This window comes from Mycolicibacterium mageritense (assembly GCF_010727475.1).
In the GTDB taxonomy this organism is placed as follows: domain Bacteria; phylum Actinomycetota; class Actinomycetes; order Mycobacteriales; family Mycobacteriaceae; genus Mycobacterium; species Mycobacterium mageritense.
This window is the reverse complement of record NZ_AP022567.1, coordinates 7,678,530-7,702,950: the sequence shown is the minus strand read 5'-3', so window position 1 is coordinate 7,702,950 and position 24,421 is coordinate 7,678,530. Positions and strand designations below refer to the sequence as shown.

Annotated in this window: 24 protein-coding genes; 16 read left to right on the top strand and 8 right to left on the bottom strand. The window is 67.0% G+C overall.

Annotated elements, in window-relative coordinates; translation table 11 throughout:
- Positions 1-61: 61 nt before the first annotated feature.
- The 6 genes from G6N67_RS38905 to era all read left to right on the top strand — a co-directional run bounded on the left by G6N67_RS38905 (position 62) and on the right by era (position 5,335).
- On the top strand, positions 62-229 hold the full coding sequence (locus tag G6N67_RS38905; protein ID WP_110798731.1) for a hypothetical protein: 168 nt from the start codon (positions 62-64) through the stop codon (positions 227-229).
- Between the two features lie 147 nt (positions 230-376).
- A complete protein-coding gene (locus tag G6N67_RS37290) occupies positions 377-2,233 on the top strand; it encodes a PhoH family protein (RefSeq protein ID WP_036442841.1) in 1,857 nt (618 codons plus the stop codon).
- Positions 2,234-2,294: 61 nt separating this feature from the next.
- Positions 2,295-2,831 carry an rRNA maturation RNase YbeY gene (gene ybeY / locus G6N67_RS37285; protein ID WP_036443404.1) on the top strand — a complete coding sequence of 179 codons (537 nt, stop codon included), beginning with the start codon at positions 2,295-2,297 and terminating at the stop codon, positions 2,829-2,831.
- The gene (locus tag G6N67_RS37280; protein WP_036442843.1) at positions 2,828-4,129 is read left to right on the top strand and encodes a hemolysin family protein; all 1,302 of its coding nucleotides are present in this window, start codon (positions 2,828-2,830) and stop codon (positions 4,127-4,129) included. Before ybeY ends, G6N67_RS37280 begins: the two co-directional genes overlap by 4 nt.
- 46 nt (positions 4,130-4,175) lie before the next feature.
- On the top strand, positions 4,176-4,439 hold the full coding sequence (locus G6N67_RS37275; RefSeq protein ID WP_051579346.1) for a cytidine deaminase-like protein: 264 nt from the start codon (positions 4,176-4,178) through the stop codon (positions 4,437-4,439).
- Positions 4,436-5,335, top strand: a complete 900-nt coding sequence (era, locus tag G6N67_RS37270; RefSeq protein ID WP_036442847.1) for a GTPase Era — start codon at positions 4,436-4,438, stop codon at positions 5,333-5,335. The genes G6N67_RS37275 and era overlap by 4 nt, the downstream gene beginning before the upstream one ends.
- 3 nt (positions 5,336-5,338) lie before the next feature.
- Here era and G6N67_RS37265 read toward each other — a convergent pair whose 3' ends face one another.
- Positions 5,339-5,995 (bottom strand): hypothetical protein, encoded by a 657-nt coding sequence (locus tag G6N67_RS37265; protein WP_051579317.1) that lies wholly within the window; start codon positions 5,993-5,995, stop codon positions 5,339-5,341.
- A gap of 154 nt (positions 5,996-6,149) precedes the next feature.
- Positions 6,150-7,700: an amidase gene (locus G6N67_RS37260; protein WP_036442849.1), complete on the bottom strand. Its 1,551-nt coding sequence runs from the start codon at positions 7,698-7,700 to the stop codon at positions 6,150-6,152.
- Positions 7,701-7,764: 64 nt separating this feature from the next.
- Between G6N67_RS37260 and recO the strand changes: the two genes are divergently transcribed.
- Genes recO through G6N67_RS37240 form a run of 4 tightly spaced genes read left to right on the top strand, consistent with a single transcriptional unit; the run spans position 7,765 to position 10,289 of the window.
- Positions 7,765-8,610, top strand: a complete 846-nt coding sequence (recO, locus tag G6N67_RS37255; protein WP_036443410.1) for a DNA repair protein RecO — start codon at positions 7,765-7,767, stop codon at positions 8,608-8,610.
- Positions 8,555-9,439: a decaprenyl diphosphate synthase gene (locus tag G6N67_RS37250; protein WP_036442851.1), complete on the top strand. Its 885-nt coding sequence runs from the start codon at positions 8,555-8,557 to the stop codon at positions 9,437-9,439. The genes recO and G6N67_RS37250 overlap by 56 nt, the downstream gene beginning before the upstream one ends.
- Positions 9,439-9,885, top strand: coding sequence for a hypothetical protein (locus G6N67_RS37245; protein WP_036442853.1), 447 nt, complete (start codon positions 9,439-9,441; stop codon positions 9,883-9,885). The genes G6N67_RS37250 and G6N67_RS37245 overlap by 1 nt, the downstream gene beginning before the upstream one ends.
- Positions 9,882-10,289, top strand: coding sequence for an NUDIX hydrolase (locus G6N67_RS37240; protein ID WP_036442854.1), 408 nt, complete (start codon positions 9,882-9,884; stop codon positions 10,287-10,289). Before G6N67_RS37245 ends, G6N67_RS37240 begins: the two co-directional genes overlap by 4 nt.
- On the opposite strand, the gene G6N67_RS37235 is transcribed toward G6N67_RS37240, so the two are convergent.
- Together G6N67_RS37235 and G6N67_RS37230 are read right to left on the bottom strand one after the other, a co-directional pair.
- Positions 10,278-10,676 (bottom strand): Fur family transcriptional regulator, encoded by a 399-nt coding sequence (locus tag G6N67_RS37235; RefSeq protein WP_036442856.1) that lies wholly within the window; start codon positions 10,674-10,676, stop codon positions 10,278-10,280. The genes G6N67_RS37240 and G6N67_RS37235 overlap by 12 nt on opposite strands.
- A complete protein-coding gene (locus G6N67_RS37230; RefSeq protein ID WP_036442859.1) occupies positions 10,673-11,041 on the bottom strand; it encodes an ArsR/SmtB family transcription factor in 369 nt (122 codons plus the stop codon). Before G6N67_RS37230 ends, G6N67_RS37235 begins: the two co-directional genes overlap by 4 nt.
- A 98-nt stretch (positions 11,042-11,139) precedes the next feature.
- On the opposite strand from G6N67_RS37230, the gene G6N67_RS37225 reads away from it, so the two are divergent.
- The 4 genes from G6N67_RS37225 to nbtC all read left to right on the top strand — a co-directional run bounded on the left by G6N67_RS37225 (position 11,140) and on the right by nbtC (position 19,065).
- On the top strand, positions 11,140-12,525 hold the full coding sequence (locus G6N67_RS37225; protein WP_036442861.1) for a glycine--tRNA ligase: 1,386 nt from the start codon (positions 11,140-11,142) through the stop codon (positions 12,523-12,525).
- 354 nt (positions 12,526-12,879) lie between these two features.
- Positions 12,880-13,629: a thioesterase II family protein gene (locus tag G6N67_RS37220; RefSeq protein ID WP_036442863.1), complete on the top strand. Its 750-nt coding sequence runs from the start codon at positions 12,880-12,882 to the stop codon at positions 13,627-13,629.
- Positions 13,630-13,634: 5 nt separating this feature from the next.
- Positions 13,635-14,951 carry a beta-ketoacyl [acyl carrier protein] synthase domain-containing protein gene (locus G6N67_RS37215; RefSeq protein ID WP_407663302.1) on the top strand — a complete coding sequence of 439 codons (1,317 nt, stop codon included), beginning with the start codon at positions 13,635-13,637 and terminating at the stop codon, positions 14,949-14,951.
- On the top strand, positions 14,944-19,065 hold the full coding sequence (gene nbtC / locus G6N67_RS37210; RefSeq protein ID WP_051579318.1) for a nocobactin polyketide synthase NbtC: 4,122 nt from the start codon (positions 14,944-14,946) through the stop codon (positions 19,063-19,065). The genes G6N67_RS37215 and nbtC overlap by 8 nt, the downstream gene beginning before the upstream one ends.
- Positions 19,066-19,071: 6 nt before the next feature.
- On the opposite strand, the gene G6N67_RS37205 is transcribed toward nbtC, so the two are convergent.
- Genes G6N67_RS37205 through G6N67_RS37195 form a run of 3 tightly spaced genes read right to left on the bottom strand, consistent with a single transcriptional unit; the run spans position 19,072 to position 21,280 of the window.
- Positions 19,072-19,578: a DUF302 domain-containing protein gene (locus tag G6N67_RS37205; RefSeq protein WP_110798733.1), complete on the bottom strand. Its 507-nt coding sequence runs from the start codon at positions 19,576-19,578 to the stop codon at positions 19,072-19,074.
- On the bottom strand, positions 19,575-20,600 hold the full coding sequence (locus tag G6N67_RS37200) for an alcohol dehydrogenase catalytic domain-containing protein (RefSeq protein WP_036442870.1): 1,026 nt from the start codon (positions 20,598-20,600) through the stop codon (positions 19,575-19,577). The genes G6N67_RS37205 and G6N67_RS37200 overlap by 4 nt, the downstream gene beginning before the upstream one ends.
- 17 nt (positions 20,601-20,617) lie before the next feature.
- Positions 20,618-21,280, bottom strand: coding sequence for an SDR family oxidoreductase (locus G6N67_RS37195; RefSeq protein ID WP_036442873.1), 663 nt, complete (start codon positions 21,278-21,280; stop codon positions 20,618-20,620).
- A gap of 122 nt (positions 21,281-21,402) precedes the next feature.
- Here G6N67_RS37195 and G6N67_RS37190 point away from each other — a divergent pair, with 122 nt between their 5' ends.
- Positions 21,403-21,855: a winged helix-turn-helix transcriptional regulator gene (locus G6N67_RS37190; protein ID WP_036442874.1), complete on the top strand. Its 453-nt coding sequence runs from the start codon at positions 21,403-21,405 to the stop codon at positions 21,853-21,855.
- A gap of 46 nt (positions 21,856-21,901) precedes the next feature.
- Positions 21,902-22,435, top strand: coding sequence for an SRPBCC family protein (locus G6N67_RS37185; protein ID WP_036442876.1), 534 nt, complete (start codon positions 21,902-21,904; stop codon positions 22,433-22,435).
- Here G6N67_RS37185 and G6N67_RS37180 read toward each other — a convergent pair.
- Complete coding sequence (locus G6N67_RS37180) at positions 22,388-24,400, bottom strand: TPM domain-containing protein (protein WP_036442879.1); 2,013 nt, start codon at positions 24,398-24,400, stop codon at positions 22,388-22,390. The two genes, G6N67_RS37185 and G6N67_RS37180, sit on opposite strands and share 48 nt — an antisense overlap.
- Between the last annotated feature and the right edge of the window lie 21 nt (positions 24,401-24,421).

Below are 24,421 nucleotides of genomic sequence, written 5' to 3'. Positions count from 1 at the left end.
TTTAACCCGGTAGACCGGCGCGAAACACCACACCGGGCACATAGGAGAAGAGGGCAGCGCCATGAAGAAGTTCGGAATTGCGTCGATGATCGCCAGCGGTTTCGCAGCTGCAGTCGTCGGCCTGGCGGCACCGGCACAGGCCGGCGTCGACCACCACACCTGGCTCGACCAGATCGGGCCGCAGGTGAGCGTCCCGCACGTGGACACCACGGTTCACCAGAGCCACTGATCATCCGATCGCACCGGCAAAGGGCACCCCGGCGTGGGGTGCCCTTTGCCGTGATGGCGGGCTTAACCATTGGGACGTGTCGCTGACCAGCGGTAAACTGAACTGAACCACATAACCAGAACACGGAAAGCAGGCAAGAAACCCCACGTGACGCCCCGCGAGACGACAGCTGACTCGTCGGCCCCCTCCGGAACGGTCCGCAGCAGCATCACAGTTCCGCCCGACATCATCGTGGGCCTGCTCGGCTCGGCTGATGGGAATCTGCGGGCCCTCGAACGCCTCCTGGCCGCCGACATCCATGTGCGCGGCAACGAAATCACTTTTTCCGGTGAGCCTGCCGACGTGGCACTGGCCGAACGTGCCGTCGCCGAGTTGGTGGCCGTGGCCTCCAGCGGCCAGACGCTCACCCCTGACGCGATCCGGCACAGTGTCGCGATCCTCAACGGCAGCGGCGACGAGTCGCCCGCCGAGGTGCTCACGCTCGACATCCTGAGCCGCCGCGGCAAGACCATCCGGCCCAAGACGCTCAACCAGAAGCGCTACGTCGACGCGATCGACGCGCACACCATCGTGTTCGGCATCGGTCCGGCAGGCACCGGCAAGACGTATCTGGCCATGGCCAAGGCCGTCAACGCGCTGCAGACCAAACAGGTCAACCGCATCATCCTGACCCGGCCCGCGGTGGAAGCCGGTGAGCGGCTTGGCTTTCTGCCCGGCACGCTGATCGAGAAGATCGACCCGTACCTGCGTCCGCTCTACGACGCGCTGCACGACATGATGGATCCCGAGGCCATCCCAAACCTGTTGAGCGCCGGGGTGATCGAGGTAGCGCCCCTGGCTTTCATGCGTGGCCGAGCGCAACCACTGTTCACCAATGTGCTGACCCCCGGTGGGTTCCGCCCGATCGGCGAACTCAAGGTCGGCGATTTGGTGATCGGCTCTGACGGATCACCCACCGAGGTGACCGGCGTGTACCCGCAAGGCTTCAAGGAGATCTACCGCGTCTACACCCAGGATGGCGCATCGACGCTCGCGTCCGGTGACCACCTGTGGGCGGTGTACACGGCTTCCGACCGGCGCCGGAACAAACCGGCTCGGATTCTGGAGACCAAGGAGATGATCGGCAATCTCCGCAGTGCACACCAGCATCGGTACGAACTGCCGATGCTGAACGGGCCGGTGGCCTTCGAATCGCGGCCCGTGCCCATGGACCCGTACGCACTCGGACTGTCCGCATCCAAGTTCATCCCCGCGGACTATCTCTACAACACGGCAGATGTGCGGCTCGGTGTACTGCAGGGCCTCCTCGACACCGGTGGAGGGCCGGTCACGCAGCAGGGACGAACCTGTCGGGTCCAGTACACGACCGCGTCCGATCAACTGCGCGACAACGTGATCTTTCTCGTCGAATCGCTCGGCGGTGTCGTCCACCTGCGTACGCGCAAGGCCGAGGGGCGCAATGCGCACATCCTCGACATTCGCCTTCCCTCAGGAGTTGCTCCCTTCCGGTTGGCGCGCAAAGTGGCGAAGTACGACGAGACGGGTGGCGGTCGGCCGATGCGGTTCATCGACCGAATCGAACCTGCGGGTACCGAGGAAGCCGTGTGCATCAGCGTCGCCGCCGAGGACTCGCTCTATGTCACCGAGGATTTCCTGCTCACGCACAACACCCTCAATGACGCCTTCATCATCCTCGACGAGGCGCAGAACACCACTGCCGAGCAGATGAAGATGTTCCTCACGCGGCTCGGGTTCGGCTCGAAAGTCGTTGTCACGGGCGATGTCACGCAGGTGGACCTGCCGGGTGGCGCGACGTCGGGCCTTCGCGCGGCCATGCAGATTCTCGACGGCATCGACGACATCCATTTCTCCGAACTCACCAGCGCCGACGTGGTGCGGCACCGCCTGGTGTCCGAGATCGTCGACGCCTACGCCCGACACGAGGAGCCGGCATTGCTCAACCGGGCCCAGCGCCGTTCGTCGACCGGGAGGCCCAGGCGATGAGCGACGCTTGCGGAGCGAATCAACAGACGGCATGCGGGATCCGAGCCTGCGAGGGAACCGCATGAGCATCGAGGTGTCCAACGAGTCGGGTATCGACGTCTCGGAGACCGAACTGATCAGCGTGGCCCGGTTTGTCATCGAAAAGATGGATGTGCATCCGGCAGCCGAACTTTCGATGGTGTTGGTCGACAGCGCGGCCATGGCCGATCTGCACATGCGGTGGATGGATCTGCCCGGCCCCACCGACGTCATGAGTTTCCCGATGGACGAGTTGGAGCCCGGCGGCAGGCCCGATTCACCCGAGCCGGGGCCGGCGATGCTGGGCGACATCGTGCTGTGTCCGGAGTTCGCCGAGCAGCAGGCCGCCAAGGCAGGCCACTCGCTCGGGCAGGAGCTCGCGCTGTTGACGGTGCACGGGGTGCTGCACCTGCTGGGCTACGACCACGCCGAACCTGACGAGGAGAAAGAGATGTTCGCCCTGCAGCGCCAGCTGCTGGAGGAATGGGTCGCCGACCAGGTGCAGGCCTATCACGCCGACCGGCAGAGCGAACAGGACCGGCGCCTGCTGGACAAGTCCCGATACTTCGACCAACCGTGACCGGACTCGCTCCGCTCATCGGCGCGATCGTGCTGGTCGCATTCGGTGGGTTGTTCGCGGCCATCGATGCCGCACTGTCGACGGTCTCGATCGCGCGCATCGACGAGATGGTCCGCGACGAACGTCCCGGTGCCGCTCGGCTGGCGCGGGTCGTCGCGGAGCGGCCCCGCTACATCAACCTGGTCGTGCTCCTGCGTATCACGTGCGAGGTGAGCGCGACCGTGTTGTTGGTGGCCTACCTCGATGGACGGCTCGGGGTCAGCTGGGGACTGGTGACCGCCGCGGTGATCATGGTGGTGACCAGTTTCGTGGCCATCGGGGTCGGCCCGCGGACCGTCGGCAGGCAGAACGCCTACACCATCGCGTTGTTCTCTGCGCTTCCGCTACAGGCGATTTCGGTGCTGCTCACCCCGATCAGCCGGCTGCTGGTGTTGATCGGTAACGCACTCACCCCCGGCCGCGGATTCCGCAACGGCCCGTTCGCTTCTGAGATCGAGCTGCGTGAGGTCGTCGACCTGGCGCAGCAGCGCGGCGTCGTCGCCGACGAGGAACGCCGCATGATCCAGTCGGTGTTCGAACTCGGCGACACCCCGGCTCGCGAGGTCATGGTGCCCCGCACCGAGATGGTCTGGATCGAAAGCGACAAGACCGCGGGCCAGGCCACGTCGTTGGCGGTCCGCAGCGGGCATTCACGCATACCGGTGGTCGGGGAGAACGTCGACGACATCGTGGGTGTCGTCTATCTCAAAGATCTTGTGCAGCAGACGTACTACTCGGTGAACGGCGGCCGCGACACCACGGTTGCGCAGGTGATGCGACCGGCGGTGTTCGTACCCGACTCCAAACCGCTCGACGAGCTGCTCAACGAGATGCAACGAGACCGCAACCACATGGCCCTGCTGGTCGACGAATACGGGGCCATCGCCGGTCTGGTGACCATCGAGGACGTGCTCGAGGAGATCGTCGGCGAGATCGTCGACGAATACGACGCCGGCGAGGTGGTCCCCGTGCAGGATCTGGGCGAGCGGCGGTTTCGCGTGTCGGCGCGACTTCCGATCGAAGATCTCGGCGAGCTGTACGGCCTGGAACTCGACGAGGATCTCGACGTCGACACCGTCGGTGGGTTGGTGGCTCATGAACTCGGCCGCGTACCGCTGCCGGGCGCCCAGGTGACGTGGGACGGGCTGCAGTTGCGCGCCGAGGGTGGCCCCGACCACCGTGGCAGGGTGCGCATCGGCACGGTGCTCGTCAGCCCGACCGAACCCGAGAAACAGGAGACCCCAGATAGTGACGACTGAGCTCGATGCCGAGGACAACAAGCTGGTGGTGCTGGCCAGGGGCGCGATGGGCCGGGCCGAAGCCGGCTCCGGCGCCGCCGTGCGGGATCAGGACGGCCGCACGTATGCGGGCGCCCCGGTGTCCCTGCAAGCATTGCAGTTGACGGCGTTGCAGGCCGCCGTCGCCGCGGCGGTGTCCAGTGGTGCGACCGGGCTCGAGGCCGCGGTCCTCGTCGGCGGCTCGGCCGACGACGCGGGTGTGGCGGCCGTGCGGGAACTGTCTGCCGACGCGGCCGTGATCGTGACCGACCGGGCGGGGAACCCGGTATGACCGAATTCCGGTCGGGCTTCGTGTGTTTCGTCGGCCGGCCCAACACCGGAAAGTCGACACTGACCAACGCGCTGGTGGGCTCCAAGGTGGCCATCACGTCGAACCGTCCGCAGACCACCCGGCACACGATCCGCGGAATCGTGCACCGCGAGGACTTCCAGATCATCCTGGTCGACACGCCAGGCCTGCACCGGCCGAGAACCTTGCTGGGGCAACGGCTCAACGATCTGGTCAAGGACACGTATTCCGAGGTCGACGTCATCGGGTTGTGCATTCCGGCCGACGAGGGCATCGGCCCGGGCGACCGGTGGATCTACCAACAGATCCGCGCGGTCGCACCGAAGACCACCCTGATCGCGATCGTGACGAAGATCGACAAGGTGCCCAAAGACCGGGTCGCCGCACAGCTGCTCGCGGTCAGTGAGTTGGTGGGCCCGGACACCGACATCGTGCCCGTGTCGGCCACGGCGGGGGAGCAGCTCGACGTGCTCACCGACGTGCTGGTCGCCAAACTTCCTCCGGGCCCGGCTTATTACCCCGACGGCGAACTCACCGACGAGCCCGAAGAAGTGCTGATGGCCGAACTCATCCGCGAGGCCGCGCTCGAAGGCGTGCGTGATGAACTACCGCACTCCCTGGCCGTGGTGATCGAAGAGGTCGAGCCGCGCGAGGGCCGGGACGACCTCATCGACGTCCATGCGATTCTCTACGTCGAGCGCGACAGTCAGAAGGGCATCGTGATAGGCAAGGGCGGTGCCCGGTTGCGCGAGGTGGGCACCGCCGCCCGCACCCAGATCGAAAAGCTGCTCGGCACAAAGGTTTATCTCGACCTGCGGGTCAAGATCGCCAAGAACTGGCAGCGTGACCCAAAGCAGCTGGGACGTCTGGGTTTCTGATCCTCACCGGGTGAACACGCAGGTGTCCGCGGTGCCCACCGGTTTCTCGACCACGACCTTGCCGTCCACGGTGATCCGGCAGCCCTTCTGCTGGTCGTCGCGGCTGGTCCAGGTGAGCGAAACGTAATCCTCGTCTGCGGGGAGCGGATAGCTCTTGCTGAACGGGATCTTGGTGTGGTCGCCCGCCACCTGGTTGAACGGAATCGACCAGATCGAGTACACCTCCCCGGCCCCGGTTACCTCCAGCACGATCGTCGACTGGCTTGCTTGGGGCGTCGGCTTGGGAGCATTGGCTGCCTTACGGGACGCCGCCGCGGCGTTGTCGTCGAACATCTGCTGACGGAAATCCGGTGTGACGCAGATCGTGTCGCCGTCGAACGCCTCACGCCAGACGAAACCCTGTGCGCAGCTCTGTGGTCCGTATGCGCCGTTGGGATCCTTGTTCGCGCCGGGGTTCGCGTTCTGCTGCTTGACCGTCGCGCGGATGTCCGGGGTGACGCACACGGTGTCGCCCGTCCTCGCTTCGCGCCACACATAGCCCTGGATGCAGGTGTCAGGACCGTACGGGAGCGGGTCGGCCTGAGCTGGCGTCGGTATGACGATGGCCGTCGCCAGGACGGCTGCGGCCGATGCGAGCCGTGCAGGATTCTTGGTTGCCATGCGAGCCTCCAGGTGAATTTGAAGGCGGCCCGACAGCCCGCACCGCCTGTGCCTCAACGCTAAGAAGCCGCGGGCGGGCCGGATAGAGTACCTGACTACCCGATCCCGTTTGCTGGGGATGATGTGCCCGGAGGTTTGGTGATTCCCGGCCCTTTCAGGTGCCCTGTCGGGTATTAACTGCCGCGGCCGCTCGTGCTACGTCGTCGGTGCACTCGCCGTTGGTCAGCTCGAGGGGAAGCGCCGCATGGCCGGTGCCCCACCAGGCTTCGGGTTGATGCGCGGCCCAGCCGGTGACGGCCTCCAATTCGGCGGCCAGCGAGATCAACAGCGGCTCACTGTTGGCCGGGCCCATCAGCTGGACACCGATGGGCAGGCCGTCGGACGTGAACCCCGCGGGCACGCTGATCGACGGCCAGCCCAGCAGATTCCACGGCCACGTGACGGGGCAGTACCGAATCGCGCTGCGCTCGGTGGCGTACCAACCGCGACGGTCGAATTCGTGTGTGAGCGGGGGCGGTTGGGCTGTGGTCGGCGCGATGATCACGTCGACGAGGTTGAAGATCCATCCGATCCGCCGCTGGATTTCGGCTTCCTGGACGCGGGCTTTGCGCAGCACGTTCTCGGACAGCAACCGGCCGATGCGCATGTTGGTCACGGTGCGTTCGTCGTAGTCGACACCGACATGTCCGTCATAGCCGGGCTCGCCCAGCCGCTCCGCCCAGTCCAAAAGGCCCGCGGTGGACCGCGACAAGAAGTTCCACGACATCCGCAGGCTGTAATTGGGATCCTTGGCCACCACGGTGTGGCCGAGCTCGCCGAGCTGCGTGGCAACGGTCTGTAGGGCGGTCTTGATCTCCGGATGCAGTTTCACCCGGAAGCCCGTGAACGGAAACTTCGTCGACATGGCCACGCGCAGGGCGCCGGGTGCCCGCCCGACGCACTCGGCAGCTTGGATCGGCGGCGGTTTGTGGAGGTCTCCTTCGACGTTGCCGGAGGCCGCGTCGAGCACCAGGGCCGCATCCATGACGGTCCGGGCCAGGACGCCGTTGACCGTGATCCCGTTGAACGCCTCCGGCAGCGGCCAGGTCGAGATGCGGCCGCGCTGCGGTTTGATGCCGACCAGGTGGGTCCATGCTGCCGGGATCCGGACGCTGCCCGCGCCGTCGGAACCGATGGTCGCGGCCACCAGGCCCGCGGCGACAGCGGCCGCGCTGCCGCCCGAAGAGCCGCCGGGGCTGTGCTTGCGTGACCACGGATTGCGGGTGTGACCGAACTGCGGCCCGCCGGTGAACGGCCACTGCCCGAGCTCGCACGTATTGGTCTTGCCGACGATGATCGCGCCCGCTGCGCGCAGTCGGCGCACCACTTCGGCATCGGCGGTGGCAGGCGGAACGCCGGCGTCGGTCCCGAATCGGGTGGGCACGCCCGCGACGTCGACGTCGTCCTTGACGGCGATGGGGATCCCCAGCAGGGGAAGTTGCTTGCCGGCGGCCCGGGCCCGGTCGGCCCGGACGGCGTCGGCCAGCGCCTGCTCGGTGAGCACCACGCGAAACGCGTTGAGGGTCGACTGGCTGGCGGCGATGGCGTCCAAGGACCGGCGAACCAGTTCCTCGGAGGTGACGGTGCCACTGGCAAGTTGGTACAGCTGATTGGTCAGGGTGGGGAAAGTGGGAAATGCCGAGTGGAACGCCGTAGATTTGCCCATCACTTCCGAGGATATCGGCGGTGCGCTACCGGCATCTGTCACGGTGCGGTGCGAGACTGTTCAGATGCGGCTGTACCGGGACCGGGCGGTGGTGCTGCGCCAGCACAAGCTCGGCGAGGCCGACCGGATCGTCACCTTGCTCACCCGCGACCACGGTTTGGTGCGCGCGGTGGCCAAGGGAGTGCGGCGTACCCGCAGTAAGTTCGGCGCCCGGCTGGAGCCTTTTGCCCACATCGACGTCCAGCTGCACCCGGGCCGCAATCTCGACATCGTCACGCAGGTGCAGGCCATCGACGCGTTTGCGGCCGACATCGTCAGCGACTACGGGCGCTACACCAGTGCGTGCGCGATGTTGGAGACCGCCGAGCGGCTGGCGGGCGAGGAGCGGGCGCCCATGCCCGCGCTGCACAAGCTCACGGTGGCCGCGCTGCGCGCAGTGGCAGACGGCCGTCGGGCCCGGGAACTCGTGCTCGACTCCTATTTGTTGCGGGCCATGGGGGTCGCCGGGTGGGCGCCCGCACTGACCGAGTGCGCCAAGTGCGCCGCGCCCGGCCCGCACCGGGCCTTTCACGTCGCGGCGGGCGGCAGCGTCTGTGTGCACTGCAGGCCCAGCGGCTCCAGCACCCCGCCGCAGGTGGTGCTCGACCTCATGACGGCATTGCACGACGGCGACTGGGAGTACGCCGAGTCGACGGCGGCGGGGCACCGCAGTCAGGCCAGCGGGCTCATCGCCGCCCATCTGCAATGGCACCTGGAACGTCAGTTGCGCACGTTGCCTCTGGTGGAGCGGGCGTACCGGATCGATCGGACGGTCGCCGATCAGCGGGCTGCGCTGGTCAGGCAGGATATGGCACATGGCATTAAAACGGGACAAGCAGACCACTTACCCGCAGCTGCCCCCGGCGCCTGACGACTATCCGACGTTCCCGGACAAGTCGACCTGGCCGGTCGTCTTTCCCGAGCTGCCGCCGAACACCAACGGCAGATTCTCCCGGCCGCCGCAGCACACGTCGAAGGCCGTGCCGCCGGAGATCCCGGCCGACCAGGTGCCCAACCACGTCGCGGTGGTGATGGACGGCAACGGCCGCTGGGCCACCCAACGGGGGCTAGGCCGCACCGAGGGGCACAAGATGGGCGAGGCCGTGCTCATCGACATCACCTGCGGCGCCATCGAACTCGGCATCAAGCACCTGAGCGTGTACGCGTTCTCCACCGAGAACTGGAAGCGCAGCACCGAAGAGGTCCGGTTCCTCATGGGCTTCAACCGTGAGGTGGTGCGGCGCCGCCGCGAGAACCTCGACGCCATGGGCGTCAACATGCGCTGGGTCGGGTCACGGCCCCGGATGTGGCGCAGCGTCATCAAGGAATTCGACATCGCCGAGCAGATGACCGTCGGCAACGACGTCATCACGGTCAACTACTGCGTGAACTACGGTGGCCGCACCGAGATCGTGGAGGCCGCGCGCGCCCTCGCCGAAGAAGCGGCCGAAGGCAAGCTCAATCCCAGCCGTATCAGCGAGGCCTCGTTCGCCAAGCATCTGCACCGGCCCGACATCCCGGACGTGGATCTGTTCATCCGGACGTCCGGTGAGCAGCGGGCGAGCAACTTCCTGTTGTGGCAGGCCGCGTACGCCGAGTTCGTGTTCCAGGACAAGCTCTGGCCGGATTACGACCGGCGTGACCTGTGGGCGGCGTGCGAGGAATACGTGAACCGCAACCGTCGCTTCGGACGGGCCTGATGACCAATCTGCTGCAGCGGTTGTCCGCGGCGCTCGGTGAGGTGATGTCGGTCGTCGAGGAGGACGACGGCGCACTGACGGTCACGGTCGACGGCTCGGTGGCCTCCGTGCGGGTGGTCGCCATCGCCGAAGGTCTGGAGATGGTGTCGCTGACGCAGCCGCTGGCGTGGGATCTGCCGCTCAACAGCAAGATCCGTGAGCGGGTTTCGGCCCATGCCAGTAAGACCATGCTGGGCACGGTCGTGCTGGTGGAGAAACTGGTCGAGACGCCGACCAACGGTGCCACGCCCAAGAACGCGGCACGCAAGCGGCCGGCGAAGAAGGTTGCCGACGTGATGCTGCGGTACAACTTCCCGGCTGCCGGGCTCACCGACGATGCGCTGCGCACACTGATCCTCATGGTGCTGGCCACGGGTGCCGACGTGCGTCGGGATCTGATGTCGTGACCGCGCAGGTGCTCCGCATCGTGGCGGCTGTCGTGCTCGACGAGCGCAACCATGTGCTGGTGGTCCGCAAACGCGGCACGACGTCGTTCATGCAGCCGGGCGGCAAGATCGAGCCGGGCGAGGAGCCGCTGCAGGCGCTGGCCCGTGAGGTGGCCGAGGAACTCGGCACCGGTTTCGACGTGTCGACGGTGCGCCCGCTCGGGCATCACCGTGCCGTCGCGGCCAACGAGCCCGGCCACGTCGTCGATGCGCAGCTCTACCTGGTCGACCTCGACGGGGAACCACACCCGGCCGCCGAGATCGAGGAGATGACGTGGATCGACGCGCACGCGCCCGGTGACATCGAGCTGGCGCCGCTGACCGGGCACACCGTGCTGGCGTTGGCGCGGGATCTAGCCGGCTGACCCCTCGCATTCGCCGCACACCCCGAAGATCTCGATGGTGTGGCTGACGTCAGAGAAGCCGTGCTCGGCCGCGACCTGATCGGCCCACACCTCCGCAGCACCCCCGTCCACCTCGACGGTCGAGCCGCAGGACCGGCACACCAGATGGTGGTGATGGTGCTCGGAGCAGCGTCGGTACACCGATTCGCCGGTGTCGGTCCGCAGCGTGTCCACCACGCCAGAGTTCGCCATGGCCTGCAGGGTGCGGTACACCGTGGTCAGGCCGATGCCCTGGCCTCGGCGGCGCAGCTCGTCGTGCAGTTCCTGCGCGGAGCGGAACTCTTCGATCTCGCCCAGCAGGTCGGCGATGGCCGCGCGCTGGCGGGTGGACCGGACCGCGCCCGTCACCGCCTGTCCTCGCTGGCATGGGCGACGGCGTCGACGACGATGTGGACCAGGTGGTGGTCGACGAGTTGGTAGAGCACCTCGCGTCCGGCCCGTTCACTGGACACCACGCCGGCCTGCTTGAGAATGCGCAGGTGCTGGCTGACCAGCGGCTGGGGCACGCCGAGCGCGTCGACGAGCTCGTGCACGCATCGACCGGACTGTTGGAGTTGCAGCACGATCGCGATCCGCAGGGGCGCTGCCAGCGCGCGCAGCAGTTCGCCGGCGGTGTCCAGAATCTCGCGCGGCGGCAGTTCCGGAGCCGGAGCGCTCGCGTGCTGGTGTGCGTCGTCGTGCTGCTCGTCGGCTAAACTGGAAATCGTTTTCATTATGCCGTCAGAATACATGCGCAATATTGCATGTCAACTGTTGTGGCCCATGCGCCGGATTATCAGTGCCCGGTCCTCGGTCGCTACTCTGTTGCACCGTGGCATCCATCATCGACACCGTTGCGAACCTGGCCAAACGCCGTGGTCTGGTCTATCAGTCCGGCGAAATCTACGGCGGCACGAAGTCGGCGTGGGATTACGGGCCACTCGGTGTCGAGCTCAAGGAGAACATCAAGCGCCAGTGGTGGCGTTCGGTGGTCACCGGCCGTGACGATGTGGTCGGCCTGGACAGCGCCATCATCCTGCCGCGGCAGGTGTGGGTGGCCTCCGGTCACGTCGACGTGTTCAACGACCCGCTCGTGGAGTGCCTGAACTGCCACAAGCGTCACCGGCAGGACCACATGCAGGAGGCGTACGCGGCGAAGAAGGGTCTCGATGACCCCGATGCGGTGCCGATGGACGAGATCGTCTGCCCCGACTGCGGCACCAAGGGCCAGTGGACCGAGCCGCGTGACTTCAACATGATGCTCAAGACCTACCTCGGCCCGATCGAGAGCGAGGAAGGTCTGCACTACCTGCGGCCCGAGACCGCGCAGGGCATCTTCGTCAACTTCGCCAACGTGGTGACCACCGCGCGCAAGAAGCCGCCGTTCGGCATCGGTCAGATCGGCAAGAGCTTCCGCAACGAGATCACGCCGGGCAACTTCATCTTCCGTACGCGCGAGTTCGAGCAGATGGAGATGGAGTTCTTCGTCGAGCCCTCGACCGCGCCCGAGTGGCACAAGTACTGGATCGACACGCGGCTGCAGTGGTACATCGACCTGGGCATCGACCCGGATAACCTCCGGCTCTTCGAACACCCGCTGGAGAAGCTGTCGCACTACAGCGCCGGTACCACCGATATCGAGTACAAGTTCGGCTTCGCCGGCAACCCGTGGGGTGAGCTTGAAGGCATCGCCAACCGCACCGACTTCGACTTGTCCACGCACGCAAAGCATTCCGGCGTCGACCTGTCCTTCTACGACCAGGCCAGTGACACCCGTTACGTGCCGTACGTCATCGAGCCGGCGGCCGGGCTGACCCGCTCGCTGATGGCGTTCCTGGTCGATTCCTACACGGAGGACGAGGCGCCCAACGCCAAGGGCGGGGTGGACAAGCGCACCGTGCTCAAACTCGATCCGAGGCTGGCCCCGGTCAAGGCCGCGGTGTTGCCGCTGTCGCGGCATGCCGACCTGTCGCCGAAGGCCCGCGACCTGGCGGCCGAGTTGCGCAAGAGCTGGAACGTCGAGTTCGACGACGCCGGGGCGATCGGCCGCCGCTACCGTCGCCAGGACGAGATCGGTACGCCGTTCTGCGTGACGGTCGACTTCGATTCGTTGGAGGACGGCGCTGCCACGATCCGTGAGCGCGACGCCATGACGCAGGAGCGCGTCGCGATCGACAAGGTCTCCGACTATCTGGCGGTCCGGCTCAAGGGCTGCTGACCTCGGTCCTCCGCACAGCTGACGAAACGGTCCCCGACACGGTCGGGGACCGTTTCATTTGCATTCGGTGTGTACGACATTTGAGGGAAGGGCTACACGAAAGCGAAGGTTAGGCTAGCCTGATTCAACGTGGCGAAAGTTCGAACAAGACCAACGCCTCGACACTTCGCGCCAGTGGTGCCGGGGTTCCCGGCCGGTGACGGTCGCACCGGATGCTCTCCACCTTGACGTCACGTCAGCCAAATTAGCTGTATCGCAACATAATTCATCATACGCGCCATTTTGTGACCCTGAGCTGACAGCGCATCGGGTTGGGCGTGCGCGCACACATCCATACGAGAGTGGGGGACTATCGTGCGGCAAAAACAAGGATGGATAAGGAAGTTCCACAACTCCGACACGGTCGCACGGCAACCGCTGCTGATCTTTCCGCATGCCGGCGCGGGAGCGTCGTGGTATCGCCAGTTGTCGAAAGCACTGAGCACGCACTTCGACGTCATCGCGTTCCAGTATCCGGGCAGACAGGATCGTGCGAGTGAACCGCCGCTGACGACACTGCCCGACATCGCAGCCGGCGCCTTCGCGGAATTCGAAGTGTCCGAATACAACTGCGGTGTGCCCGTGATGACCTTCGGCCACAGCATGGGTGCGCACATCTCGTTCGAGTTCGCCCGGATTGCCGAGTCTACCGGAGTCAAGGTCCGCCAGTTGACCGTGGTCGCCGCCGTCGCGCCACATCGGTTGGCCGACAAGCCCCCGGCCCCGACCGACGACGACGGCCTGTTGGAGCACGTGAAGTTCCTCGGCGGCACCAACGCCGACGTCGTTGCCGATCCGGAGATCGTCAAGATGTCTTTCCCGGTCCTGCGAGCCGATCATCGTGCCGCGGAGTCATATCGGTGTGCTCCGGCAACCCGGGTGTCCGCTGCTATCCGTGTCCTCGGTGGTGCCCAGGATCCGATCGTCACGATGGCCGACCTGCACGGCTGGCGCGAACACAGCGACGACGTCGAGGTCACGATGTTCGACGGCGGGCACTTCTTCCTCACCGACGAGATCGAGGCGATCCGGGAACTCTTGTCGGAGAACGAGGTTCGACGATGAGGGCCGTGGCCGCACCAGAAGACACCGACCACATCGTCGTGTCGGGCATGTCGGTCGCCGCGCCGGGCGGTGTCGACACCCCGGCGGATTACTGGTCCGCGTTGAGTCAATCCCGGGAACTGATCGGCCCGTTGCCCCGCGACCGAGGCTGGCCGCTCGACGACATGATGTCGCTGTCGCGAATCGAGGGCTGGGCCGACATCTGTGACGCCGGTGGCTTTCTCGACGACCCCGGCGCGTTCGACCCGGCGTTCTTCAACATCGGCCAGGTCGAAGCCAGTGTCACCAGCCCGCAGATCCGCCTTGCGATGAAGATGGCGTGGAAGGCGGTGGAGAACACCGGCATCAACGCCGCCGCGCTCGACGGGGAGGAAGCCGGTTGCTTCGTGGGCGCGTACCCGACGGAGTACGGGCCGTTCGCGTCGCGGGCCGACGAGTACAGCGGGTATCGCACAGTCGGTCTGGTCACCGACAGTATCGCCGGTCGGGTATCGCATGCCCTCGGCCTGGCCGGTCCGTCGGTGACGATCAACACCGCGTGCGCGTCGTCGCTGACCGCGCTGCACCTGGCAGCGGCATCGGTCCGCAACGACGAGTGTGATTGGGCGCTGGCCGGCGGAGTGTGCGTCATGGGCTCACCCGCCATCATCTACGACTTCGCCAAACACAATGCCCTTGCCGCCGACGGGCATTGCCGCGCGTATGCCGACGACGCCACCGGCACGCTGTGGGGCGAGGGCGCGGGGCTCGTCGTGGTCGAGCGTGAGTCGCGGGCCCGGCGCCAGGGGCACCGGGTCTTCGGCCGCATCCTCGCCAGCCACTACAACCACAACGGCAAAGGGAAGGCGATCCTGACACCGCGCGCAGACGCCCAGGCCGCACTGATCCGCCGGGTGGTCGAGGCTGCGGGCATCGATGCCGCAGACGTCGGCATGATCGAAGGGCACGGGACCGCGACCCGCGCCGGTGATCGGGCCGAACTCACGGCGCTGGCAAGCACTTACGGTGCTGCCGGATCGAAAGCCTACGTCGGATCGTCGAAATCGAACATCGGCCATGCCCAGGCCGCGGCAGGAATGCTCGGCGTGATCAAGGTGCTGCTCGCAGGCTGGCACGGCCAGATCCCCGCGTCGCTGTTCACCGAAAACCCCACGACGCAGGTGGATTGGGAGCGATCCAGCCTGAGGCTGGCCACGGGGTTGCAGCCGTGGGAACCCAGGAACGGCAACAGGTACGGGGCCGTGTCGTCGTACGGCGCAGGCGGGGTCAACGCACACACCGTCATCGGCATGCCGGTACGAGAGGAGCGGGACGATTTCTGAGCACCGACTCCCTGACGGGAGCATTCCGGTTCTGCTGTCGGCCGACACGTCTGGTCTGCTCCGCGCCGAGGCGGCCGCGTTGACGTCGTATCTGCACGACCATCCCGCCGCGCCGCCGCAACGCGTGGCCGACATGCTGTTTCGAACCCGGCTGCCGCGGCGCTACCGTGCCTTGTCGATGGTCACGGGCCACCACGATCTCCTCGACGCCCTTCGGGCGATTGTCGACGGCCGCACCCACCCCGCGGTGGTGCGTTCGGACGGCCCCGCGGCGGCCCGCCGCGTCGCCTACGTGTTGCCCGGGCAAGGCAGCCAGCGCCCCGGCATGGGCGCCCTGTTCTACCACCGTGTTCCGGCCTATCGAGCCGAAGCAGAGCGCTGTGACCGGGTATTCCGAGAGCTGTTCGATGAATCGGCATTGGACTATCTGCTCGGCACGACCGAGACCGGCGACACCACTGTGGTGCAGTCCGCGCTGTTCATGCAGATGATCTCGCTCGGCGCGATGTGGCGTTCGTTCGGCGTCGACGCCGATGTCGCGGTGGGGCACAGCCAGGGTGAGATCGCGGCGGCGTACCTGGCGGGGAAGATGACCCTTGAGGACGCAGCGCTTGTTCTCGGCACCCGTGCCCGCGCGGCCGAGACGATCGCCTCGGATGCCTATGCGATGGCTGTCGCGGCCACCGACCGCGACGAGTGTGAAGCGGTGCTGGCCCGCCAGGCCGGCTGGGCACAGGTGTCGGTGGTGAATTCTCCCCACATGGTGGGTATCTCGGGCGAGCGCGACACCGTTCAGGCTGCCGTTGACACCCTCACCGGGCGCGGTATGTTCACGCGCGTGATCCCGGTGAGTTACCCGGCACACACCAACGCCGTCAGCCGGCTACACGACGAAGTCGTCGGAGCCGTCCGCGGGCGCCTGCACCACCGCGAATTCCTCGACAGCAGTATCGAACTCATCGGTGCGACGCTGGGGGACCGGGTGACGTCCGATGTCGCGGTCGCCGACTACTGGTTCTGGAATCTGCGCAACACCGTCCGGTTCGACCGGGCGATCGCCGCGGCCGTCACGCGCGGAGCCGATGTCTTCGTCGAACTTGCCGAGCACCCGACACTGCAACTCGCGATCGAGGAGAATCTCGGTGCGCTGCTGGCGCAAGCCGCTGTGGTCGGCACATCTGAGCGCGACGCGCAGGATCTGACGGAGTTCACCCGCAACCTCGCCACGCTCGCGGTCGGCGACATCGACTACCGCTGGGACGCATTGCGCACGGAATCGAATGCGGCCATGCCGCTTCCGCTGCTTGACTTTCCCAACACCCAGATGAACGAGCTGCCACTGTGGTTGCCCCACGACGGCTTCGCGGCGCCGCAGGCCGCTCCGGCGCCGCGAGCCCAACGCGTGCCGGACGTACGGGCACAGGTGCTCGTCGAACAATGGCAGGTGTTGGGCCGGCGGTCGATGGTCGCGCCTCGCAGCCTCGGCATCGTCGATCACACGGGTGCGTGCGCGGACCTGGCCGCAGCGCTGCAGGCTCATGCCGAGCAGCAGGAGCTTTCGGCACGGCTGATCACCGACCCGGCGGATGCCGAAGGCGTCGATTCTCTCGTCGTGCTGCAGCCGGCGTACGAGCGGCTGAGCGCCGATGCCGCAGTCGCGCAGGTCTGCGAGTTCTTCGCCGGCCGGTCTTGGTGGTTCCCGCCGCACGCTGGGCTCAAGGACTACTGGTTGGTCACCGTCGGCGGTGAACATGTCCGGGCCGACGACGGACCACCGGATCCTGTGGGCGCCGCGCTCGCGGCCGGGTTCCGGTGCATCGGCGGTGAGTATCCCGACATCGCGTTCCGGCACCTGGACCTCCCGACAAGCGCGGATGCGTCGGCGATCGTCGCCGCGTTGCACACCGCGGACGAGCCCGAACTCGCGATGCGTGACGGCAGCCTCTACGCCAAGCGGATCGCCGAACTCGCGCCCACTCCGGCAGACATCCCGCTGACAGAACGGCACGTCCTCATCACCGGTGGCACCGGCGCGGTGGGAATGGAGTTCGCCGAGTACACAGCCCGGGCCGGCGCAGGTCGCATCACGTTGGTCAGCCGCTCCGGAAACTCGGCCGTGATCGGTGAACGCCTCCGGCGGCTGCCCAAATCCGTTGATGTGCAGGTGATCGCCTGCGATGTGACCGATGCCGACGCGGTAGCCCGGCTGGCCTGCGATCTTCGTGACAATCCGGTCGATCTGCTGGTGCACGCGGTGATGGACGCCGATGGCACGGGCGACACCGACCTGGCCGGCTTGTCCGTCGAGCAGATCACACGGGGATTGCGCGGCAAGGCGGTCGGGTTTTCCCGCGTCCTGGAAGCCCTTCCGTTGTCCGGCGAGGCACGGATACTGCTGTGCTCGTCCATGGCGTCGGTGCTGGGCGGCCGGGGAAAGATCGTGTATGCCGCGGCGAACCGGCTGTTGGACGCGTCCGCTCAACTTCTGCGCGCCGAGGGACGAGACTGCGTATCGGTGCAGTGGGGGCAGTGGGCGGTGTTCGAGGGGCGTGATCACGCCGAGCTCGCCAACCTGGCCGAGATCGGCTACCGCGCAATGTCTTCGGACGCTGCCATCGAACTCGGGCTGAGCCGGCTGCCGGCCACCGCCGCCGTCGCGGCGTTCGATGTCGATCGGGCCCGGTCCGCATTCGGCCTGCTCGGCTACGGACCTACCCTGTCGGTCCTGGCGGAGCCGGCAGAACAGGCAGCGGCCCACGACGTGTCGGGCACGCGGGAGCGGCTCCTGCAGATGTTCGCCGAGGTGATCGGGATCGATGATCCGCAGGCGTTGGACAGCACCGAGCCGCTCGTGGCGGTCGGCCTGGACTCGCTGAACGCGCTGCAGCTGCGGCGCCGCATCAAGACCGAATTCCGCTGTGAAGTAGCAGTTTCCGAGCTCCTCGGTGGGGCGACGCTTGACGACGTGATGGGCTGGGTGGCGGCTGGAGTCGATCCGGCGACGGTCGTACCGGCTGAACCTGCGCGTGCGGTGACAGCCACCCAGGCCGAGCTCGACCTGGACGGAATCCCCTCGGCACGGGCCGATCTGGATCTGTTCGGGCTGGCTGCGGTATGGCGCATGCTCGATCCGGTACTGGGGGACGGTGATGTGCACGGCACGGCGGAGATCGCCGATCGGCTCAAGATTGCCCAGCGCCACCGCTGGATTCTGCGGCAGTGGTTGCACGAATTGGTCACCCGCGGTCACGTCGGCCGGGAAGCCGACGGGTACCGCCGGTTACGGCCACCCTCGGCGCCCACTCGCCCCGATCTGGTGTCGGTGTGCACGGACCTCGGCTATCCGCGTCTGTTCGGGGAATTCCTCACCGCGGCCAACGAGCGGCTGAGCGACCTTGTCGCCGACCGGCTCAGCGTGCAGGAGCTGCTGTTCCCGGACGGCTCGACCGCGACCGCGGACGCGTTTTACCGCGACAACGTCATCAGCCGCCACCTCAATCAGCGGGTGCGTGAGGCCGTTTCAGGCCACGTGCGCCGGCTGATGGGCGAGCGGTCTCCCGTCCGTATCCTGGAGCTCGGTGCGGGTGTTGGCGGCATGACCAACGAGATCGTCAGCGGTCTCACGGGTCTGCCGGTCGAGTATCACTTCACCGATGTCTCGAGCTTCTTCCTCAATGCCGCGCAACAGCGCTTCGCCGACCGGCCCTGGATGACGTTCGGAATCGTCGACCTCAACACCGATCTGGGGCAGCAGCCGCCGTGCGACATCGTGGTGGCGGCCAACGTCGTGCACAACGCCCGAGACATCGGACGTGCGCTCGGCGATATCCACGGCATCCTCAGGCCCGGCGGCGCGGTGTTCCTGATCGAGCTCTGCACGGCCCACTGCTGTTTGATGACGTCGGTGTACTTCCTGATGTCACCACGGGCCGGTCAGCTGCAGGTCGGCCTGACCGACGTGCGCGCAGGCACCGACCGGATCCTGCTGACCCGTGACGAGTGGCGCAGCGAGTTCGCCAGGGCCGGTTTCACCCCGATGCCGACGGTGCCTGCGGCCAACGACCCGCTAGCACCGCTCGACCAGTATCTCCTCGGTGCGGTGCGGAAACCCTGAACGCCACTAACGCAGCTGAGCCGGGACGTCGCCGTCGAGCAGTTCGATCAGCGTCGCCAGCAACCCGTCGAGTTCGCGGCCGACAGCTGCGATCTCCGGGTTGTGGTAGCTGTCGAACAGCAGGCTGGGCTGGTCGACTGCCAGCACGGTCCCGTGCGGCCCGGCGTAGAGCAGGGTGCGCAACGGGGCGTGCAGCATGACCGCCGGGTCGTGACGGTACATGCGTTCGGCAATGGTGTGATTGCCCATCAGGTACTCGCAGGCACGCCATGCCGAACCGGAGTGCGTCATCGCAGTCGTGACGTCGGTGCTGAAGTAACGCATGAAACCGTGCGGGGCTAGGTGTTTCGCCAAAGTGATCACCTCGTCCCAGTCCGATGCGGCGCCGTAGGCGGCAAGGTCGACCACGGGAACCAGTGTCTCGTAGCGGCTCCGGGCCCGGTCGTAGTCGTCGGGCAGCGCGATCTGAAGCCGTCGGTTCAGGTGCTCGACGACCGAACTGCGGCGCGTCACCGCCGTGACCCTGCCACGTCGAGGACGACCCGGAAACGTGCCTGCCCGGACATCATGCGGTCGTAGGCTTTTGGTGCCTCGTCGAACGGCATCACCTCGACCATCGGGGTGACGCCGGTTGCTGCGCTGAACGCCAGGTTGTCCTCGTTCTCGATGGCCGACCCCGTGAGGCTGCCGATGATGCTGCGCCCGCCGAAGATCAGGTCGGCGGTGTTGACCTCGATCGGATCCGGCGCCGCCCCGACGACGACGAGTTGCCCGTGTGGACGTAGACCGGAGATCAGCGGGCTCATCGAGGCGCCGCTCGCCGCGGTGGCGATGACGGCTGCCGCGCCACCCAGCGCGGTCAACGCCGCGCCCGGATCCTCGGCTGAACTGTCGATGTAGTGGTCTGCGCCGAGAGTGGTTGCCAGCTCTGCTTTTTCCGGTCCGCGCGCGATGGCCGCCACGCGGTAGCCGAGTTTCTTGGCGTACTGCACGCCGAGGTGTCCCAGGCCGCCGATGCCCTGGATCGCGACCAAGGCTCCCGGTGCTGCCGCCGTCGCGCGCAGCGCGTTGAACGTGGTGATGCCCGCACACAGCAGGGGCGCGGCGGTGTTGGCGTCCAGTTGGTCGGGAATGCGGACCAGGCCGGTCGCGCGGGCGTACACGATCTCCGCATAGCCGCCGTCCTCGGTGGTTCCCGGCTGCGGCTGGTCGGTGCAATTGACGAAATCGCCTCGACGGCAGGACTCGCACTCGTTGCACTGGCCGCCGAGGAACCCCAGACCGACGCGGTCGCCCGGGGTCCAGCTGGTCACGCCGTCGCCGACCGCGTCGACGATGCCCACGATCTCGTGACCGGGTACGACCGGCTGTTCCGGGGCGGGGCGGAGCCCTTCGACTGCCAAGACATCGCTGTGGCAGACGCCGCAGCTGAGCACCCGCACCCGGACGTGACCGGGTGCGGGTGGTGTGAGTTCACGCTCGACGAGGGCGAAATCGCGTTGACCGGTGACCTGATAAGCCCGATAGGTCGACATCTGTACTTTCCTCGCGCTCAGGCGAACACGCCGGCGCGCACCTGCCGGGTGAGCTCGTCGGCCAGCACTTCGGCGGCACCGGATTCGATCCCGTCGACGATCTGACGGGCGACGTCGGCGGGATCGTTCTTGGGGACGTCGAGATCTGCCACCATCGACGTGTCGGTGTAGCCGAGGTACGCGCCGACCACGTCGGTGCCTTGGGCTGCGAGCTCCTGGCGCAGCGAGTTGTTCGCCGACCACAGGGCGGCTTTCGAGATGCCGTAGGCGCCGAAGCCCGGCAGCCACGACAGCACCGATGCGATGTTGACGAGGGTGCCCCCGGCCAATTGCGGGGCGAACGCGCGCGTCACCCGCAGCGGGCCGAAGAGGTTGGTTTCGATCACCGAGCGGATTTCGTCGAGGTCGTCGGTCAGCAGCGCCTTGCCGCCCGTGACTCCTGCGTTGTTGACCACGATCGTGGCGTCGCTCGCGAGTTCGGCCAGCCTGGCGACCGAATCGCCGTCGGTGACTTCGGCTTCGACGACGACCACCCGCGGGTCGGTACTGGGCTCGGGGCGCCGGCTCGTCGCATAGACCTTGGCGGCACCGCGGGCGAGGAGTTCGTCCACGATCGCCTTGCCCAGGCCTCGCTGGCCGCCGGTCACCACCGCCGTTGCGCCCTCGATCTGCTGTGACATTCGATTCTCCTTCGAACTGGTTCGACTATCCGTGGCGGGACGCGGCCGGTTGGCCGCGCGAACGTCACTCACGTCAAGCTAGCAGGCTGAGTTTGGATTCCCAACTCAGATAGAATGTGAGCATGCGCACTGCCTCGTGGTCCGACGATGCCTGCCCGATCGCCCGCACCATGTCGGTGCTCGGGCAGCGCTGGACTGTGCTGATCATTCGCGAAGCACTGCTGGGAAGGTCGCGATTCTCGGAGTTCCGCGAACGCCTCGGCGTGGCGTCCGACGTGCTCAGCGCCCGGCTGTCCGAACTCGTGGCGGCCGGAATCCTCGAGATCGTCGATTATCAGGAGCCCGGCGACCGCACCCGCAGCCGCTACGTGCTGACCGATGCCGGGCACGATCTGATTCCCGTCCTTGCGGCGATCGGACAGTGGGGTCACGTCCACCTGGCCCGCAGCTACAGCAGTGACTACCGATTCGTCGAGGCGGACACCGGTGACCCGGTCGGCATCGGCTTCCGCCGCAAGGACGGCACGACGGTACCGACGCCCGAGGTAGCGCTGGTCGATCAGCCCAGGAGTTGAGTCGCGTCTCCGATGAGTTTCAGAGACGCCTTCGGTCGGTACATGCATGACGGACGAATCCTTGAGCACAGCACGCACCATCGACGTGTCGGCCGAAACCGTGTTCGCGGTGCTGGCCGACCCGACCACCCATCAGGCGATCGACGGCACCGGTTGGGTGCGGGAGTCGCTCGACGGAACGCCGCTGACCGAAGCCGGTCAGGTCTTCCGGATGGCGATGTACCACGACAACTACGGGGGTATGCACTACGAAATGGCCAACCGGGTCGAGGTCTTCGAGCCGCCGCACGCCATCGCGTGGCTCCCGGGCCAAGGCGACGACGACGCGAACCTCGACTTCGGCGGCTGGATCTGGCGCTACGACCTCAAGCCGCTCGGCGCCGACCGCACGGAGATCACCCTGACGTACGACTGGTCGGCGGTGCCGCAGGCCATTCGCGACAACATTCAGTTTCCGCCGTTCGATCCGCAGCACCTGGACAACTCACTCAAGCACCTCGCCGAGTTGGCGCAGGCCCGGCCCAGTGCGGCGTCAGAACCGGCCGCCGCCACCGCTGTAGCTGCGGCCCGACGAACGTGACGCGCCGCCGTAGGACGTCGGCCGGCCCATGCTGCGGCCACCACCGAACCCGCCGCCGTAGCCGCCGCCGAATCCTCCGCTGAAGCCTCCGTTGAGGATGTTGCCGATGATGATTCCGCCGAGCACTGCGCCCATGTCCGATCCGCCGGAGCTCTGCGACGTGTACGACCGTTGCGCGGCCCGGACATCGTCGTTGGCCAGCCCCTGAGCCTGCGCGGCCAGCGTCGACGCGCCGTTGGCGTGCGCGACGGCCTCGGTGGGGTTGCTGGACCTCTTGGCCTCGGCGGCTTCGAGCTGGCGCGCGGCCTCGGCCAGCCGGGTGCGCGCCTCCGGGCCGATGCTGCCCCGCCGGGTGTCGATGAAGTCCGACACCGCCTTGATCCGTGACTGCGCGGTCACGATGGCCTGGTCGAGGCTGCGGGCCAGGCGTTCGGCGGCCTCCCGCTGTTCGTGGACGGTGGCCAGCAGTTGGTCCAGATCCGCGTCTGCCTTGGTCAACCGGGTGAAGGTGCCGAGCGGGTCGGCGTTTCCCTTGGCGCGCGCCTCGGCGACAGCCTCGGCCGCGGCGTCTCGCGCCGTGGTCAGTGCCTCGTCCTGTGGCGTATCCGGCTGTCCCATAAGCGAATTCGCTTGATCGATGCCGGCTTGTATGTCGGTGATCGCGGCGGGCAGGCCCGCGACGGCTCGATTGATGTCGGTCGCCGCGCTGTCCACCGCGTCGAGCAGCGTGCGCGCTTGACCCAGTGCCGATTCTGCGGCCCGCACGGCATCCACGAGCCCGGTCTGGTCTCCTGCGGGCCGCGCGACCAGGTTGCGCGCTGTGGTGATGTTGCGGTCGGCGAACGCCAGCCGCTCCTTGGCCGCGTCGACGTTGCCCGCCACCGAGCCCAGTGCGGTGGCGTCGAACTGCTTGTGCAGGTCGTCGAGGGTCCGCTGCGACGGTTCGATGCGCGCCGTGAGGTCGACCATCTGCTGCGTCATGGTGTCCAGCCGCGTCGGCGCGTTGATCAACAGATCACGCAGTTGCTCGAACGCCGTGCTCTGGGTTTCCAGTTCCCGGTCGGCCTTGGCCGCCGAAACCACCACGCGGGTCAGCAGATCGCGCCGCTGCAGCGGGGTCTCCGGCGCCGCGTCGTCGAGGATCTGCCGCACGTTGAACGCCTGCGCCAGCGTGGTTTTCGCGTTGGTCACCGCGCGGCTGAACGGCTCGGTCTGCTTCGGGCCGAATTCCTCGACGGCCAGTTCGAGTTCGGCCGCGCTGGTGCGCACCGCATTGTCGACGTCGACCACGATCGAGCGCGACAACTCGTCGAGCGCATCGAGTGGCACGCCGGCCAGGGCATTGGGATCAGTGGGATCCACTCGTTTGGCGGCCTCGAATTCGGCCTTGCGACGCTTCGCGCGCCGCCGCCGCATCCACCACCAGAACAGCCCGGCCAGCACGAGCAACACGCCGAGGGATATCACCAGCGCGGGCCACGACATGCCCGGGCTCGCAGGAGGATCGGCTTTGAGCCCGTTGGCGGCCGCGATCGCCGCGCCGGCCCAGTCGTCGCGGTGCAGTGCCGGTTCGATGCTGTCGCGCCGGATGTCGCCGGCGCGGGAGTTGCCGCCGGGCACGGTGTCGGGCACCTGGAACGACAATGCGCGATCCTGGGTCGCCACCGCGAGCAGGGCGTCGTCGTCGCCGAGATCGCTGACACGAATCGTGTTCTGTGCCCAATCCTCGTAGTTCTGGCCCGAGAAGTCGTCGACGAACACCACCCACAGCTGGATGCGCTTGCTCTCGTAGAGCTGATCGAGGGCACGCTGGACATTTGCGCGCTGGGGCGCTGACAGCACGCCGGCGTTGTCGGTCAGTTGGGTCGCCAGCCGCAGCGGCGGTTCGGCCGCGGCGCTGGGGGCAACGAGCAGTGCGGCCATCAGAATCGCGAGCAGCATGGGCAGCAGACGGGCGATGCGCATGACGGTCAATCTAATGTGCTG